This is a genomic window from Croceitalea sp. P059 (genome assembly GCF_031846365.1).
Lineage (GTDB): Bacteria > Bacteroidota > Bacteroidia > Flavobacteriales > Flavobacteriaceae > Croceitalea > Croceitalea vernalis.
On sequence record NZ_JAVRHW010000002.1, the window covers coordinates 739,234 to 755,677 of the forward strand.

General features: G+C 35.7%; 12 protein-coding genes. 10 read left to right on the forward strand and 2 right to left on the reverse strand.

Going from position 1 to position 16,444, the window contains the following annotated elements:
- Positions 1-124: 124 nt before the first annotated feature.
- The 9 genes from RM542_RS09630 (at position 125) to RM542_RS09670 (ending at position 9,133) form a co-directional block, all read left to right on the forward strand.
- Entirely contained in the window at positions 125-1,144 is a 1,020-nt protein-coding gene (locus RM542_RS09630; RefSeq protein WP_311385535.1) for a polysaccharide lyase family 7 protein, read from the forward strand.
- Positions 1,145-1,256: 112 nt separating this feature from the next.
- The gene (locus tag RM542_RS09635; protein ID WP_311385536.1) at positions 1,257-1,880 is read left to right on the forward strand and encodes a TMEM175 family protein; all 624 of its coding nucleotides are present in this window, start codon (positions 1,257-1,259) and stop codon (positions 1,878-1,880) included.
- Position 1,881: 1 nt separating this feature from the next.
- Positions 1,882-3,213, forward strand: coding sequence for a M28 family peptidase (locus RM542_RS09640; protein WP_311385537.1), 1,332 nt, complete (start codon positions 1,882-1,884; stop codon positions 3,211-3,213).
- Between the two features lie 14 nt (positions 3,214-3,227).
- On the forward strand, positions 3,228-4,850 hold the full coding sequence (locus tag RM542_RS09645) for a M1 family metallopeptidase (protein ID WP_311385538.1): 1,623 nt from the start codon (positions 3,228-3,230) through the stop codon (positions 4,848-4,850).
- The gene (locus RM542_RS09650; protein WP_311385539.1) at positions 4,847-5,653 is read left to right on the forward strand and encodes an arginase family protein; all 807 of its coding nucleotides are present in this window, start codon (positions 4,847-4,849) and stop codon (positions 5,651-5,653) included. Before RM542_RS09645 ends, RM542_RS09650 begins: the two co-directional genes overlap by 4 nt.
- A 44-nt stretch (positions 5,654-5,697) precedes the next feature.
- A complete protein-coding gene (locus RM542_RS09655; RefSeq protein WP_311385540.1) occupies positions 5,698-6,627 on the forward strand; it encodes a carbon-nitrogen hydrolase family protein in 930 nt (309 codons plus the stop codon).
- A gap of 2 nt (positions 6,628-6,629) precedes the next feature.
- Positions 6,630-7,157 carry a GNAT family N-acetyltransferase gene (locus RM542_RS09660; protein ID WP_311385541.1) on the forward strand — a complete coding sequence of 176 codons (528 nt, stop codon included), beginning with the start codon at positions 6,630-6,632 and terminating at the stop codon, positions 7,155-7,157.
- Positions 7,154-7,588: a hypothetical protein gene (locus tag RM542_RS09665; protein WP_311385542.1), complete on the forward strand. Its 435-nt coding sequence runs from the start codon at positions 7,154-7,156 to the stop codon at positions 7,586-7,588. The genes RM542_RS09660 and RM542_RS09665 overlap by 4 nt, the downstream gene beginning before the upstream one ends.
- Positions 7,589-7,600: 12 nt before the next feature.
- On the forward strand, positions 7,601-9,133 hold the full coding sequence (locus RM542_RS09670; protein ID WP_311385543.1) for a M20/M25/M40 family metallo-hydrolase: 1,533 nt from the start codon (positions 7,601-7,603) through the stop codon (positions 9,131-9,133).
- Between the two features lie 23 nt (positions 9,134-9,156).
- Here the strand turns inward: RM542_RS09670 and RM542_RS09675 are convergent, their stop codons facing one another.
- The gene (locus RM542_RS09675) at positions 9,157-12,555 is read right to left on the reverse strand and encodes a ThuA domain-containing protein (RefSeq protein ID WP_311385544.1); all 3,399 of its coding nucleotides are present in this window, start codon (positions 12,553-12,555) and stop codon (positions 9,157-9,159) included.
- A 72-nt stretch (positions 12,556-12,627) separates the two neighbouring features.
- Between RM542_RS09675 and RM542_RS09680 the strand changes: the two genes are divergently transcribed.
- Positions 12,628-13,203, forward strand: coding sequence for a YdeI/OmpD-associated family protein (locus RM542_RS09680; protein WP_311385545.1), 576 nt, complete (start codon positions 12,628-12,630; stop codon positions 13,201-13,203).
- Here RM542_RS09680 and RM542_RS09685 read toward each other — a convergent pair.
- On the reverse strand, positions 13,200-16,442 hold the full coding sequence (locus RM542_RS09685; RefSeq protein ID WP_311385546.1) for a S41 family peptidase: 3,243 nt from the start codon (positions 16,440-16,442) through the stop codon (positions 13,200-13,202). The two genes, RM542_RS09680 and RM542_RS09685, sit on opposite strands and share 4 nt — an antisense overlap.
- Positions 16,443-16,444 lie beyond the last annotated feature (2 nt).

Here is a 16,444-nt window from a genome sequence, read left to right on the forward strand (position 1 = left end):
TAAAAACAGAAATTACTAACTTTGTTATAATCACTGCAGATACACCTAACTTCGAAATTTTGACGTAGTTTTCATTTTAAAATTTCAGCAGTGAACACTATTTTTTGATTTAAATAAGATTTAAATGAAGTCCCAAACAAAACTTTTATCCCTATTCATTCTTGCATTTTTATTTTTTAATTGTAGTTCTTCTGAACCAGAAACACCTGAAGAACCAGAAATAGTAATTGGTGAAGAACCAGAGGAGCAAGAAGAAGTAGAAGAACCGGAAGAAGAAGAGGAAGAAGAAACAGGTGCTTTTGAAGATTTAGATAGTAGTTTACCACCATCAGGGAACTTTGACCTCGCAGTTTGGAAAATTAGTATACCTACCGATATTGACGGCAGTGGTACAGCCGATGACATAAAAGAAGATGATTTAAGTTCTGGTTACGAGGATGATCGTTTTTTTTACACTGCTGAAGATGGTGGTATGGTTTTCAAATGCCCGAATGCAGGGTTTAAAACTTCAACAAATACCAGTTATACAAGAGTAGAACTTCGCGAAATGTTGCGCAGAGGTAATACTGATTTTAATACTACTGGAATTTCAAGAAACAACTGGGTATTTGGTAGTGCTCCACAACAAGATATTGATAACTCAGGTGGTTATGATGGTGTATTGACAGCGACATTAGCAGTAAATCATGTCACAACAACTGGAAGCACCAGCCATCGAGGACGTGTAATTGTTGGTCAAATTCACGCTAACAGTGATGAACCAATTCGCTTGTACTATCGAAAACTACCGAACAATGAACTTGGTAGTATTTATTTTGCTCACGAAGAAAATAACGATGACGAATTTTGGTATGAAATGATTGGCTCTCGCTCAAATAGCGCCAGTAATCCAACCGATGGTATCGCCTTAGACGAAAAGTTCAGTTATCGTATTGAGGTCGTTGGTAATGAATTAACCGTTACAATCATTAGAGAAGGTAAAGAAGATGTAACACAAGTTGTTGATATGTCAGATAGTGGTTATGATGTTGGAGGACAGTACATGTATTTCAAAGCTGGCGTATACAATCAAAATAATTCTGGTGATGATGAAGACTTCGTTCAAGCTACCTTCTATAGTCTATCACAATCGCATACCAATTAATGACCTAACATATTATTTGAATAATTGTACTCTTAATTTTTAAATTTTATGAGGAATAGCTATTAGAGGTGATAAAATTGCCAGATTCACTTTAATTCGATAAATTTCTATTGTGAAATTACCTCATAATATTTCTAGGATAGAAGCCTTCAGTGATGCAGTTTTTGCTTTTGCAGCAACACTATTAGTTGTTTCGGTGGGATCTAGTAGTTCCGAATCTATTATCTCCATAGACTTTAAATTATTCACGGGTTTTGCTGTGAGTTTCTTCGTTTTAGTAACCTTATGGTATCTACATTACAATTTTTTTAGGCGAACCAATTATATGGATAACCATATTATCGTCATTAATGCCGTGTTATTATTTGTAGTGCTATATTACGTATTTCCACTTAAAACATTGGTCAATTCGTGGTTTGGTACTGAAGGTATGACACCAGAAAAATTAGCCGGTATTTTTGAGCTTTATGGTCTTGGTTTTGCGCTAATATTTATGTGTTTAGCCTTAATGTACTGGAGAGCATACTATAAAACGAAAAAATATGTTTCGGCTTATCATTTACTCTTTTATGTAAGGCATTTCGGAATTTTTGTTCTGGTTGCTCTAATTTCAATTTTTGTTGCCTATTTACAAATAGGAATTAATTTCGGATTACCAGGTCTTTTATATAGCCTGTTGGGGCCTCTATGTGCGGGTCACAGTTATTACTTTTTTAAAAAATTCAAAACAGAATAAAATGAACAAAATAATACTGACTAGCATTTTGCTTTTCTCTTTAAGTCTTACTGCCCAATACGATTCAAGAATATATGATATTATTAATGCTGTTTCAGCCGAGCGCATAGAAGCAGATATAACCACCTTGGCCAATTTTGGAACGAGACATACTTTGAGTGATACAGTCTCTCAGACAAGAGGAATTGGTGCTGCTCGAAGATGGATTAAAAGTGAGTTTGATAAAATTTCTAATGACTGTGCTGATTGTCTTGAAGTGTTTTATCAAAAAGATTTTGTAGAAAAAGGAACTAACGGACGAATCGTAAATGATGTTTGGGTAGTTAATGTTGTTGCTATCAAACGAGGAACTAAACATCCTAACCGTTTTATAGTTATGAGCGGTGATATTGATTCTAGAGTTAGTGACCCAACCAATTTTACTTCAGACTCTCCAGGAGCTAATGATAATGCTAGTGGAATGGCAGGTACTATTGAAGCAGCAAGAGTGCTCTCTAAATATGATTTTGAAAGTAGTATCATTTTCGTTGGACTTTCAGGTGAAGAACAGGGACTTTTTGGTGGAAAAGGCTTAGCAGCTTATGCAAAGGAAAATGAATGGGATATTGTTGGAATACTCAATAATGATATGATCGGTAACATCAAAGGTGTTGATGGGGTTGTAAGTAATAGAGATTTTAGAATCTTTTCTGAGCCCGTTCCGGTCACCGAAACGGAAAAGCAACGCAATGCTAGACGTTTTTATGGAGGTGAAGTAGATGGTGTTTCTAGACAATTGGCTCGCTATGTTCATAAAACGGTAAAAACCTACATGCCTGAAATGAACCCTACTATGATTTATAGACTTGATAGATTTGGTCGTGGAGGGCATCACCGACCTTTTAATGATGCTGGTTATGCAGGAATAAGAATTATGGAGTCACATGAGAATTATACACAACAACACCAAGATATTCGTGTAGAAGACGGCATAGCTTATGGAGATGTCTTGGAACATGTGAATTTTGAGTATGCCAAAAAATTAACTGCAGTAAATGCAATTAACTTAGCATCAATAGCTTGGGCCCCTCCTGGGCCAGAAAAAGTTGAAATTGGAGGTATTGTTAGACCAGCAGCTAAATTTAAATGGAGCCCGGTTGAAGGAGCTATTGGTTACAAAATTTATTGGCGTGAAACTACCTCTCCTACATGGGATAATTATAAATTTGTAAGAAATACCAACATTTTTACGTTAGATGGTATTGTAATCGATAATTATTTTTTCGGAATTGCAGCAATTGGAGAAGATGGGCATGAAAGCCCGGTAGTATTTCCTAACGCAATTTTTAGATAAACCAATCCATTTTTATGAAGTACTTACTGATAGTAATCCTTAGTTTTTGTAGTGTTTTTGCCTATTCGCAGGATAATCTTAGTTATACAAAAGAAGATTTTTTAAGAGGTAGTATAACTCCTGAGCGTGAGTGGTGGGATTTGAATTACTATCATTTAGATATCGAGGTTAAACCAGATTTAAAGTTTATTTCTGGAACAAACACCATTCGTTATAAAGTTTTGAAGGAGCATGATTTAATGCAAATTGATTTGCAAGCTCCTATGCAAATTGAAAAAGTAGTAAGCGATGGTAAAGAACTAACATTTAAAAGTAGTGGTAATGTTCATCTCATCTTGCTCAGTAAAAAACAAGTTAAAGGAGATTTCAATGAAATAACAATTCACTATTCAGGAAACCCCAAAGAAGCGGTCAGAGCTCCTTGGGATGGCGGGTTTTCTTGGAAAAAAGACAGTAAGGGCAGCCACTTTATTGCTACTTCTTGCCAAAGTTTAGGTGCAAGCGTTTGGTGGCCAAATAAAGACCATATGTATGATGAAGTTGACAGCATGGCTATTAGTGTAAAGGTGCCAAAAGACTTAATGAATGTATCTAATGGTCGCTTGCGCTCGGTGGATGAAGATGCAAACACAAAAACGTATCATTGGTATGTTGATAGCCCAATAAATAACTATGGGGTTAATGTTAATATTGGAGATTATGTTCATTTTGGAGAAAAATACAAAGGTGAAAATGGAGACCTTGATTTGGACTACTATGTGCTACCTGAAAACTTAGAAAAAGCCAAAGAACAGTTTAAACAAACTGGCCAAATGATGGATGCTTTTGAACATTGGTTTGGCCCGTATCCTTTCTACAAAGATGGTTTTAAGTTGGTTGAAGTACCTTATTTAGGTATGGAACATCAAAGTTCAGTCACATATGGTAATGGGTATCAAAACGGATATAAAGGAATGGACTTATCAGATAGTGGCTGGGGACTTAAATTCGATTTTATTATCATACACGAAGCGGGTCATGAATGGTTTGCAAACAGTATCACTTACAAAGATATTGCTGACATGTGGATTCATGAAGGCTTCACAGCCTATTCAGAAAATTTGTATTTAGACTATCATTTTGGTAAAGAGGCTTCAGCGGATTATGTCATTGGGACCAGAAAGAGAATACAAAATGACAAACCTATAATAGGGCGTTATAATCTTAATAAAAAAGGTTCTAATGACATGTATTACAAGGGCGCTAATATATTACATACTCTAAGACAGCTTATAGAAGATGATGAAAAGTGGAGAAAAATCCTTAGGAATATGAACAAAACATTTTATCATCAGACGGTAACAACTGCTCAAATAGAGAACTTTTTATCAATGGAATCAGGTATTGATTTAACTGCCTTTTTTGAACAATACTTGAGAACCTCAATGATACCTACTTTAGAGTATAAATTAGAAGGCAAGAATTTAAAGTATCGCTATACCAATGTTGTAGAAGATTTTGACATGCCAGTTGAAATGACCATTGGTGATAAAAATCAATGGATATATCCAACCTCAGATTGGAAAACTGAGAAAGTAAACAGTAGTACTCTTAATGTTGACCGTGATTTCTATATAGATTCAAAAATTATAAAGTGAAAATTTACTTTCCGCAATGGCAAGGCTCTGGTACCGGAAAATCTATTGAATATGGGGCCAAAGCAATTCTTGAATATCTAAATGATACCACAATTGAATCCATTCCATTGGCAATAATTCCTGCTGGTAAAAATGGGGAACAACTATATAATATCAATAATTTCAATGCCATTCATGAGCAATTAGGTCGTTTCAAAGAGGTTTTAGAAAAATCGAATCCATCAAAATTACAGATTATCGGTGGAGACTGCGGTTTAGAAATTGTTCCGGTATCTTTTTTAAATAAAAAATACCCAAACCTAGGGCTTATTTGGTTTGATGCACATGCCGATATCAACAAACCGTGTGATTCTCCTAGTTGCAATTTTCATGGCATGCCTTTAAGAACCCTTTTGGGCGAAGGTGAAATAAAAATGAATTCCTTGCTATTCTCAAATTTAGAAGCTTCGCAAATACATTATGTTGGTTTAAGAGATATTGACAAGAAAGAACAGGAAAGAATCAATAATGGCAATATATATGCACCACAAAAATTACATTTATTTGAATTGGTACAAACTTTAAAGAAAAAGAATATCACTCAACTATATCTTCATTTTGATTTTGATTGTTTAGAACCAACTCAATATGACAAAAGTTATTATAAAATACCAAATGGCTTAACTATTAAAGAAGCTGAAAACTGTATTACGATTTTAAAAAGTGAGTTTGACATGGTTGGTAGTAGTGTTCTAGAGTCCATAACCGTTCATCAAAAAGAACTTGAACCAATTCAAGGCATAATTGATTTACTAATGGTTTAAGTCTTATATATTTCATACTTTGTATTGCTTCAAAAAGTATTGAAATGAAAGTAAAGTTAGGCGTAGTTCAAGACAATCCTATTTTTTTTGATAAGGAAAAAACCTTGGATAAAATGGAAGCTATTATCCTTGAGCAAGCCAAGTTAAATTGCGATTTATTAGTATTCCCCGAGTCTTTTATACCAGGCTATCCCAGAGGTTTTGATTTTGGCGCAAGAATAGGTAGCCGAACAGAAGAAGGTAAATCTCTCTATACAGAATACTATAAAAACAGTATAGCTATTGAGGGTGAAGAAATGAAACGATTAATTGGACTTTCTAGGGCACATAAGACTTATCTTGTTATTGGGATTACTGAAAAACAAAACAACAATGGTAGTCTATTTTGCAGTATGGTCTTTATCTCCCCTACCAAAGGTCTGTTAGGCGTACATCGCAAAATAAAACCGACGGGGACAGAGCGCTTAGTTTGGGCAGAGTCAGATGGATCTTCATTGGTGACCTTTGATACAAAAATCGGTAAACTTGGTGGACTTATTTGTTGGGAAAATTATATGCCACACGCCAGAATGGCTATGTATCAAAAGGGAGTTGAAATTTACCTTGCTCCAACAGCGGACTCAAGAGAAGAATGGACCACGACACTCAAACATATTGCATTAGAAGGAAGATGTTTTGTATTGGGATGTAATCAATATTTTACAAAATCCATGTACTCAAAAATCCATCAGGAGCAAGTAAAAGAACAACCAGAAGACCTTTGTCAAGGTGGAAGTATTATTATTTCTCCACAAGGAAAGGTTTTGGCCGGCCCATTATTTGGTAAAGCAGGTGTTTTAAATGCTGAAATAGACTTGGATGATATTACAAACGCAAAAATGGATTTTGATGTAAACGGTCATTATTCAAGAAATGATATATTTCAATTTATGGTGAAAAATCAGCCAGAAACTAAAAATGAAAAACTTATTTAGTAATGATAGATTTACAGCCAACATTAGAAAATGAATTGGTCATCGTTAGACCACTATTAGATAAGGATTTTGAAAATTTGTATCATGTAGCAAGTGATGCTGAAATTTGGAAGCTACATCAAAATCCAGACAGATTCGAGCTGGCTATTTTTAAGGAATTCTTTAAAAACGCTATGGCCTCAAAAGGGGCATTTGCAATTTTTGATAAAGCCACCAAAATTATTATTGGAAGTTCACGTTACAAACCTCATGAGAACGCTAGCAACGCTGTTGAAATTGGTTGGACATTTCTCTCTAGAGACTTCTGGGGTGGGAAGTATAACAAAGCTTTCAAACATTTAATGATTATTCACGCCTTCAAATATTTTGATTATGTGCTCTTCAATGTTGATGAAAATAATTTTCGTTCACAGAAGGCTGTAAAAAAATTAGGTGGAAAACTTATAGATAAGTCTGGCCTATTAAAGCATTTACATACACCAAAGGAAACCGGACTTACTTTTGTTTTGGACAAAACACTGTACTCATGAAAGAAAAGAATAAATTACTCTTATTAACCAGCTTTTTTCTTTTCCTTTCTTGTCTGATTTTTCTTGTTTCCGGTTCAGAAATGCTGCTACTCCCCTTGATTAAAAACCCAGAAATTCCTTTAGGTAATCTTACGACGGCCATCGGACTAATTGCCTTTCCAATCTGGATTTATCTGGCTTTTCAATTAAATAAAAATACCCCTCCCTTGATTTTGAAGTTTCTTAAATTTAATGTGGTTTTAAATATTTTGTGGTGGCCCATTGGAAGAAACTTAAGTGGTAATTGGAAAAATTCATTCAAAAATATTCCCGAAAAATCAGAACTTTTTAAAAACTATACCTTTCTAATTCTAGGAATAACACTTGTAATTATTTTGTTTTATTTTATTTTGTTGATTTACAAAAGGATAACACAAAAAACTCTATTTTAAATTCTTTAACTCATGATGATTAATCTTTTTACCAAAACCACAAGATTTACTATTTGCTTGAGCTTTATTTGTTTTAGTAGTTTTTCACAAGAGTTAAGTCAAAACAAATTAAAAGAAATTGCTTCAAAATATGCGGAAAGCTCCATTCCACTTCTTAAAGAAATTTTGAGCATTCCAAACGATGCATTTTATCCTGAGGATATTGAAAAAAATATAAAATGGTGTGAAGTAGCTTTTAAACAAAGAGCATTTACAACCCATCGAATCAAAACCGCAACGGTGCCTTTGCTTCTAGCTGAGCGTAAACATAAAAATGCCGAAAAGACGGTATTGATTTACCTACAAATTGATGGTCAACCAGTCGATTCCACAAGATGGTTTCAAAAAAGTCCTTACCGACCAACTTTAAAAAGATTAAATTCTAATGGTGACTGGGAAGAAGTTTCTTGGGAAAAAATGACAAATTACGAAGATGATTGGCGAGTTTTTGCACGTTCTGCAAGTGATGCTAAAGGTCCGGTAGCAATGTTTTTAAGTGCATTAGACGCCGCCAAAGAATTCAACATAACACCGAATTACAATATCAAAATCATTATGGATTTTGAAGAAGAGTTAGGATCACCTCGCCTGCCAAATGCAGTAACGGAAAACCAAACACTTTTATCAGCTGATATGCTCATTATTTTTGATGGCCCAAGACATATCACCAATAAACCTACACTTACCTTTGGTGCCCGAGGTATTGCCACTTTGCAGTTAACAACATATGGCCCAAATGTTCCTCAACATAGTGGGCATTTTGGTAATTATGCCCCAAACCCTGCATTAAGGCTTGCAAAATTACTGGCATCAATGAAAGATGATCAAGGTCGCGTCACCATTAAGGGCTTCTATGATGGAATCTCCATTAATCCTGCGACTGAGCAAATCCTTAAGGCAGTACCAGATAATGAAACTCAAATTAAAAATAGACTAGAAATTGCCGAAACTGATAAAGTGGGAGGCTATTATCAAGAAGCTATACAATATCCTTCACTAAATATTCGCGGGATGCAATCCGGCTGGATAAATGAAAAGGTCAGAACAATCATACCTAGTTGGGCAAGAGCTGAAATTGATGTACGATTAGTTCTAGAGTCTAACCCTGAAAGACTTCTTAGTCTAATTAATAATCATATTATAGCTGAAGGATATCATGTTTTGAAACAAAAACCAAGTACAGAAGAACGCTTAAAGTACCCCAAAATAGCTACACTAACTTCTGAAATATCGTATCAATCTTTCAGAACAGACTTTGATTCAGAAGTAGGTCTTTGGCTAACAAGAGCACTTAAAAAATCGTTTGACGAAGACCCCATACGCATTAGAATGAGCGGTGGTTCAATACCAATCTCTCCCTTTGTCACCACACTTGATATTCCTGCAGTGACTGTACCAACTGTCAATAGAGATAATAACCAACATAGTCCTAATGAAAATTTAAGACTTGGTAATTATCGTGAAGGTATTCAAACAATGCTCGCTATATTGAATGAAAAACTTTAGCCCATTTTACCTAACAAACTGATTTAATTAAATGTTGCATTTACAAGAGCAACCATAGCTGGTTCCTTACCCTCTTCAATGGCATAACTAATATAGATATCAGTTGTACTTTCTATTTTTTCAGAAAAAGTAAGCATTGCAGCGCCACCTGGTTGTCCGGGTTGAGGCTGAGGCATTGCTCCTTGGCCAATTACGGTGCCTTCCGCGTTATTTTGACGTATCTCAAAATTGTAACCTATACTTGGTGCTTCTTGCCAACCAAATGTAAGTAGAACTGCCTGAACGCCTGTCAAATCAACATTTTCCATTACAAGACCGCCTTTGGCTTCATTGAGTAACTGCAAATCCATTCCTCCAAATTGTACTGCCTGCATTCCATCTGTAACTGTGCTTTTAGGGAAAGTCACCGTATTACTAGAAAGTGCTACTGATTTAGTCCCTGTTAATGGACTGGCACCCTCTTCACCAATATCTGTATAACTAGCTGTAATGACCATCATCTGCCCAGGTTTCGCCGTGGCCGTAACACTTCCTTTTGGAGGTAAAGATTTTTTTTCTTTATAATCGTCAGCAAGTGATGTTATGTATAAACTAATTTGTCTTGCTTCATCAGCAGTCACGTTTGGATGTGCAGGCATCATAACTTCTCCCCAAACACCAGAACCACCAGCAACTATTTTTTCTTCCAAGTAAGCCAAAACATTTGACTGACCATTATATTTATTAGCTATTTCCAAATAGTTTGGACCGATTGAAGCCTCTTTTTCTTTATGACATGTTTTGCAATCCATCGCCTGGGTTAGTGCTTTACCAGTAACAACTGCAGAAACTTGTTGATGACCTAAAGACATGGCAACCTTGTCCATACCTTCTAAATAATCAACACTTACAAAAATATTTTCTTCATTCAATGATTCATTACCATCAGGGTCGTTCACAATGACTTCATAAGATATGTCTTGACCAGGCACAAAGAAAGAAGAATTACCCCCTACTAAGTTAATATTCACCTCAGGTCTACTATTACCTGCAACAACAGCCACAGACTCACTTTGAGCAGTTTCTCCTAAATCATCTTTTACATCAACTTTTACTTTATAAGAACCAACCTCATTATAAGTATACTTAAGTTCAGGTGTAGTTGTTTCTTTTGTATCTCCATTACCTAAATCCCAAACGTAAAATATGTTGTCCTTTTCTCTATCCATTGCCTCAACACTTGCATTAATTGTCAATGGTGCTGCCCCTGAAGTTTTATCAACTATCATATTATCAATTAAAGGTGGGCGATTTCCACCATTAAATTCGATATAACTTAAAGCAGAATCATCATTCTTAGAAAACCAACCACTTCCATATTCTAACAAATAGATTTTACCATTAGGTCCGACCTCCATATCTATTAGACTGTTTACCTCAATATCTGAAGCAAAAGGCTCCATTTTATTAAAACTACCATCTTCGTTTAAATGAATAGCCATCATCCACCCGCGCATCCACTCATAAATGATAACCTTACCATCATAATAAGCAGGTAGCTTTTCTTCTCCTTTATATAAATCAGAATAATAAGTTGGTCCTGCCATCGCATTACGACCTCCCGAACCAACTTGCGGAAATTCTGTGGTTTCCGCATAAGGATAAAATGTATATGCTGGCATCGCTTTGGGCAACTCTGTTAACCCAGTATTATTTTTTGAATTATTGATTGGTTTTTTTGGATCAAAAGCCTCGCCAGAAACACCGGTTTCATAATTATATGCCACATAAGGTTTATTATCACCAATAAATAAAGGCCAACCAAAGTTTCCTGCTTCTCTTGCTTGATTCATTTCATCATAACCACGCGGACCTCTTGTTTCAAGACTATCTACTCTTGAATCCGGTCCAACATCTCCCCAATAAACATAACCTCTTTTAATATCAACAGAAATTCTATAAGGGTTTCGATGCCCCATGGTATAAATTTCAGGTCTTGTTTTCTCCAATCCTGCAGGAAATAAATTTCCTTCAGGAATATCATAACTACCATCTTCATTTACTTTTATTCTTAAAATTTTTCCGCGTAAATCATTGGTGTTACCAGAAGATCTTCTAGCATCGTATTGCTCATGTCCTGGTAAATCGTTCAAAGGTGCAAAGCCGCTGTTAACGTATTTAGCATTTCCTTCATCAAATGGTGTAGAATTATCGCCAGTAGACAAATACAATAAGTTTTCAGGACCAAAAGCTATGGAGCCACCCGTATGACAGCATATCTCTCTTTGGCTAGCCACTTCAAGGATAACTTGTTCAGAAGCCATGTCAAAAACATCATCCCTAAAGGTAAATCTTGATAATCTATTGACTTCTTTTTCGCCTGTTGGAGCATAATAAACATAAACCCAATTGTTACTGGCAAAATCAGGGTCTTTTTGTAGCCCCATAACACCTTCTTCAGCATTTACACCTTGTGCTTTAAGTGTCTTATGATATACGTCAAACTTAGCTACTTCAGTAATTTCTTTGGTGTCTTCTTTATAGAGCATAATCTCACCTCTTCTTTGTGCAATTAAGACATCGTTATTAGGTAAAATAGTCATCTCAGTCGGCTCAAAAAACTCCCCTTGCGTTAAGTTTACTTTAGAGAATCGGTCTACTTCAGGTGGAATTTGTGAAGAAACGTTTGCGTAATCTAACTCCAAATTTTCTCCAATTGCATATTGTATACCTCCTAATAAATGCTTTAAGAATAGTTCTTCTTTAAAACTTTCATCTGTGTGTCCTGCACCAGTATAAAATGAACGACCTCCATCAAACTCATGATACCAAGAAATTGGATGATATTCACCATTTTCACCTCCTTCATAAGAAGATTCATCCACAGTCATCAAAACATTTACATCGGGGTTTAAGTTTTTATAGTTATACAATTCATCTGAACGATTCCAAATAGAATCTGTAAAATGAGTTGTGGCGATAAAAGTATTGTCTTCAATAATAAAATTGGCATTTGGAGTTCCAGCAGGATGACTCAAGAATTGAGCACCTACCAATTGATTATACCAACCCCAATCGTACTCTGTGTCCGCAGCAGCATGTATGCCTACGAAACCGCCACCGGCTTGAATATAACGTTCAAAAGCTGCTTCTTCATAATGATTAAGTACATTCATTGTAGTACTTAAAAATATGATAGCAGAATATTTTTTTAAATTCTCTTCATTAAAAAGTTCCGCATTAGTAGTGGTATCAACTGCAAAGCCGTTCTCATTACCTAACTTTTCAATAGCAGCCATACCTGCAGGAATAGAAGCATGGGCAAAGCCCATAGTCTTAGAAAACACCAATACCTTAGGTGTACCTGATCTTTTAGTATCACAACTATTTAGTAAAAATAAAGCGCCCGCAAGTACTGCAGAACAGAGAAGAAATTTTTTCATAAGAATTTGCCTTGAGATAAAATCAAAGCTATTAAATATTCTGGATATTTGTTAGGGTCTTGATTTTTAATAATGGAAGCAATAAAAGAGTACTATTTTAAGAATGATAAAGAGTGGCGGGAATGGTTGTTAGAAAATCATATGAGCACGAAAGGCATATATCTTATTTTTTATAAAATTGAACACCCTATGCTAAGTATGCGATGGGAAGAAGCAGTAAGGGTTGCGCTTTGCTTTGGATGGATTGACAGTACCGTAAAAAGTTTAGGTAATGGTAAACGAAGACAATACTTCTGCCCAAGAAAACCAAAGAGTGTATGGAGTAAAGTGAACAAAGACCACCTAAAAGAACTTAAAGCACAGGGCTTAATGCACAAAAGCGGCTTAAGATCAATAAAGACTGCCAAAGAAAATGGTTCATGGATAGCATTAGACAAAGTAGAAAAAGGCATAATCCCTGAAGATTTACAAATGGCATTTGATAAAAACCAAAAAGCTTTTGATAACTATCAAAGCTTTACAAAAGGCCAGCGCAAAAGTTATCTTTATTGGCTCAATCAAGCCAAGAGAAATGAAACCAGACAAAAGCGGATAATAGAAATCATATCACTTTGTAAACAAGGTATCAAATCAAGAAGTCCTCGCTAGTTTACATCTTTTAAAAGCTCTTCAATAGAACGTTCCAGTTGTTGATCAATACCTTTATCAATGACATCTGGCATGTTCTTGACCACAATCATAGGCTCTGTTTGATTATTTTCCATCCATTCTCCTGCTTTGTTTTTAGCACTTACGGGCACTACTCCCCAAACACCCCCGTTCGGCAAACGTTCCCAACCTGCAAAACTACAAGTGCCTGGTACTGGCATACCTACGGTTTTACCAATTTTTAAATCAGTATATCCACTAGCAAAACAATGCCCATCACTATACATAGATTCATTGAAAATAGCTAAAGTTGGTTTTGTCCATCTAGATGTTGGTTCACCACCTACTTGTCTATCCTCAGTTTCGTAAGTAATAAAAGGTTCTCCAGTAAAGAACATCGCCAAATCTGCTACTAAATCACCTCCACCATTAAAACGAGTATCAACAATAACAGCCTTTTTGTCTGAAAACTTTCCTAACATTTGCTCATATATATTTCTATAAGGACCGTCACTCATTCCTGGAATATGAACATAACCCAATTGACCGTTACTTTTTTGGGCAACTTCCTTTTCATTAATTTTTACCCAGCGTTTATAGAGCAAACGATTTTCTTGGCCTAAGGTTATTGGTTTAACAGTAATTTGTTGTCTTTTTAGGCCGGCGGCATCAACCACATCAAGTAAAGTGAATTTAGATGACAAACGATTTAAATAGCCAGCCACATCTTTATCGGCTTGAATGGTTTCTCCATTAATTTTTTCAATAATACTTCCTACTTCAAATTTGAACGAAGCTTTATCTAACGGTCCTCCCTTAATTACTTCTGCTATTTTTATTCCATTACCCACATAAGTATAATCCATAAAAATCCCTAGACTAGCCGTGGCATCTCCATTAGGGATGTTAGTATTGTAACGACCACCAGCATGACTTACATTCAATTCTCCAAGTAATTCAGAAACAACCTCGGCGAATTCATAAGAATTACCTAAATGCGGAATGTACTTCTCATATTCACTACGTAACAATTCCCAATCCTTACCGTGAAAATTGGAATGGTAGAAAATTGCATTAGTACGCAACCAAATATGCTCGAACATATGTTGGCGCTCAGCATCAGTATCTAATTGCATTTCAGACTTCATTTTAACCGGTTTAGTGCTACCAGACTTTAAATCTACTTTAGAAATACTTCCATCGCTTAGAAGAAATAAATTCTCTTGTTTAGCGTCCCATTGCAGACTTGCTCGGCGTGCACCTAGACCAATTAACATTTTGGTTTTTTTCGTTCGCAGTTCCGTTTCCCAAAGATTTAGATTCTTTTCAAACCTGGCGAGATAGTACAATTTTTCACCATCCTTAGAGAGCACAGCATCACTAAGATTAGACGAGTGTATTGTTAATCTGGCCTTTCTATCCATCACATCTTCAAAGTCAAAATTTAAAGGTTTGGTTTTGGGTTTTTCTTCCTTTTTATCTTTTTTACTTTTTTTCTTGGAAGCAACATCAGAGTTATCTTCACTCTTCTTATCATCTTTCTTTTCCTCGAGTAATTTCATTAAATCAAAATCCTCTTTGGTCATACTGAACTTATCCCAACTTTCTTGCGTCAAGAACATACTATAGACATCACCTTGAGTTCTTCCACTTGTAGCATAACTCTTTAAGCCATCTCTATTACTAAACCACAATAATTGCTTTCCGTCATTTACCCATTTCGGATAATAATCATAATAACCACTTTGAGTTAAATTCATTTTTTTGCTACCATCGGCGGCGACTAATAAAACTTCACCATTACTTAACGATTTACCCCATGAAACTAATAACCATTTACTATCTGGACTCCAAGTAAAATACTTGTCACCGTCACGCATATGGTACAATTCATCAGGTGTCATTAAGGTTTTCTCTTCTTTGGTTTTGAGGTTTAAAACTTTAAGTGTACGCCTATCTTCTATATAAGCCATATAGGTGCCGTCGGTTGAAAATTTGGGCAAGTAGCAATCCACCTCTTTGTTTAAAACCACTTCTTCTTTAAGTAAGGTTGCTGCAAAAAAGTAAGGCTCTTCAATTCTAGTCTTTATAGTTTTAAAGATTTGCCAACGACCTTCTCTTTCACTTGCGTAAGCAACTCCTTTACCATCTGAGGTAAAACGAACAAAACGTTCTTGCTCTGGAGTATTTGTAATTCTTTTGGTCAAACCACCTTCCACAGCAGTGACAAAAACTTCACCTCTTGCTATAAAAGCAATCTCTTTACCGTTGGGAGAAACCACCATTTCACGAACTCCAGAATTAATAGAGATATATTGGTCTGAATTAGCGCCATCTTGCGTTCTGATAATTATATTAACTCTTTTAGGGGCCTCTCCTTCAACTAGAGTGTAAATTTCTCCATCATAACTAAAAGCCATAGTGCCATTTCCGTAAGATAAGAATCGAACTGGATGTGTTTTTAATTCGGTTAACTGTTCATTTTCAGTAGGATTGTCTACTGCAAACTTATGAACGTTAAAAGTGCCACTTTCTTCACTTAAATAATAGACAGTCTTCTCATCTTTAGACAACACAGGGTTTCTATCTTCTCCTTTAAAGTTGGTTAGCATCGTATGCTTATCATTTGTCAAATCATACATCCATATATCTCGTGTAATCGCGGATACATGATGTTTTCTAAATTCATCTTCGTATCCTTTTTTATCATGATAGAGCAAATAACTTCCGTCTGAACTTATTTGTACGTCTTGAGCAGGCACTGTTAATACTTGATTTACTTTGCCAGCATTAGAGGCCACCATATATAACTCGGGTTGAGACCTATTCGGGTATTGTCTATGTTTCACCGCGTCTTGTCTTATTCCACCAAAAATAACCGTAGTATCATCGTGCGAAAAGGTATAAGGCACTTCGTCATTGCTATGAAATGTTAATCGCGTTGACTCGCCTCCTAATGCATCCATTACAAATACATCAAAATTGCCATATCTATCAGAAGCGAATGCTATACGCTTACCGTCTTTACTCCATACTGCTTTGTAATCATGTGCTTTATGAAAGGTCAATTGCATGGCTGTGCCTCCAGTACTTGGTACACTGAATAGGTTCCCTTTGTAGGTAAAAACAATAGTTTTACCATCAGGTGAAATAGAAGGATACCTAGCCCATTTAGGGTTTGTTTGAGCAATAGAAAAACTAAAAAATAACAATGAGATTAAAAACGCAAGACGCTTCATTC

Bases quoted from the DNA above. Each gene is read 5' to 3' on its own strand.
- RM542_RS09630 (WP_311385535.1), top strand. From the start codon at position 125: ATGAAGTCCCAAACAAAACTTTTATCCCTATTCATTCTTGCATTTTTA.
- RM542_RS09640 (WP_311385537.1), top strand. From the start codon at position 1,882: ATGAACAAAATAATACTGACTAGCATTTTGCTTTTCTCTTTAAGTCTT.
- RM542_RS09645 (WP_311385538.1), top strand. From the start codon at position 3,228: ATGAAGTACTTACTGATAGTAATCCTTAGTTTTTGTAGTGTTTTTGCC.
- RM542_RS09655 (WP_311385540.1), top strand. From the start codon at position 5,698: ATGAAAGTAAAGTTAGGCGTAGTTCAAGACAATCCTATTTTTTTTGAT.
- RM542_RS09660 (WP_311385541.1), top strand. From the start codon at position 6,630: ATGATAGATTTACAGCCAACATTAGAAAATGAATTGGTCATCGTTAGA.
- RM542_RS09665 (WP_311385542.1), top strand. From the start codon at position 7,154: ATGAAAGAAAAGAATAAATTACTCTTATTAACCAGCTTTTTTCTTTTC.
- RM542_RS09670 (WP_311385543.1), top strand. From the start codon at position 7,601: ATGATGATTAATCTTTTTACCAAAACCACAAGATTTACTATTTGCTTG.
- RM542_RS09675 (WP_311385544.1), bottom strand. From the start codon at position 12,555: ATGAAAAAATTTCTTCTCTGTTCTGCAGTACTTGCGGGCGCTTTATTT.
- RM542_RS09680 (WP_311385545.1), top strand. From the start codon at position 12,628: ATGGAAGCAATAAAAGAGTACTATTTTAAGAATGATAAAGAGTGGCGG.
- RM542_RS09685 (WP_311385546.1), bottom strand. From the start codon at position 16,442: ATGAAGCGTCTTGCGTTTTTAATCTCATTGTTATTTTTTAGTTTTTCT.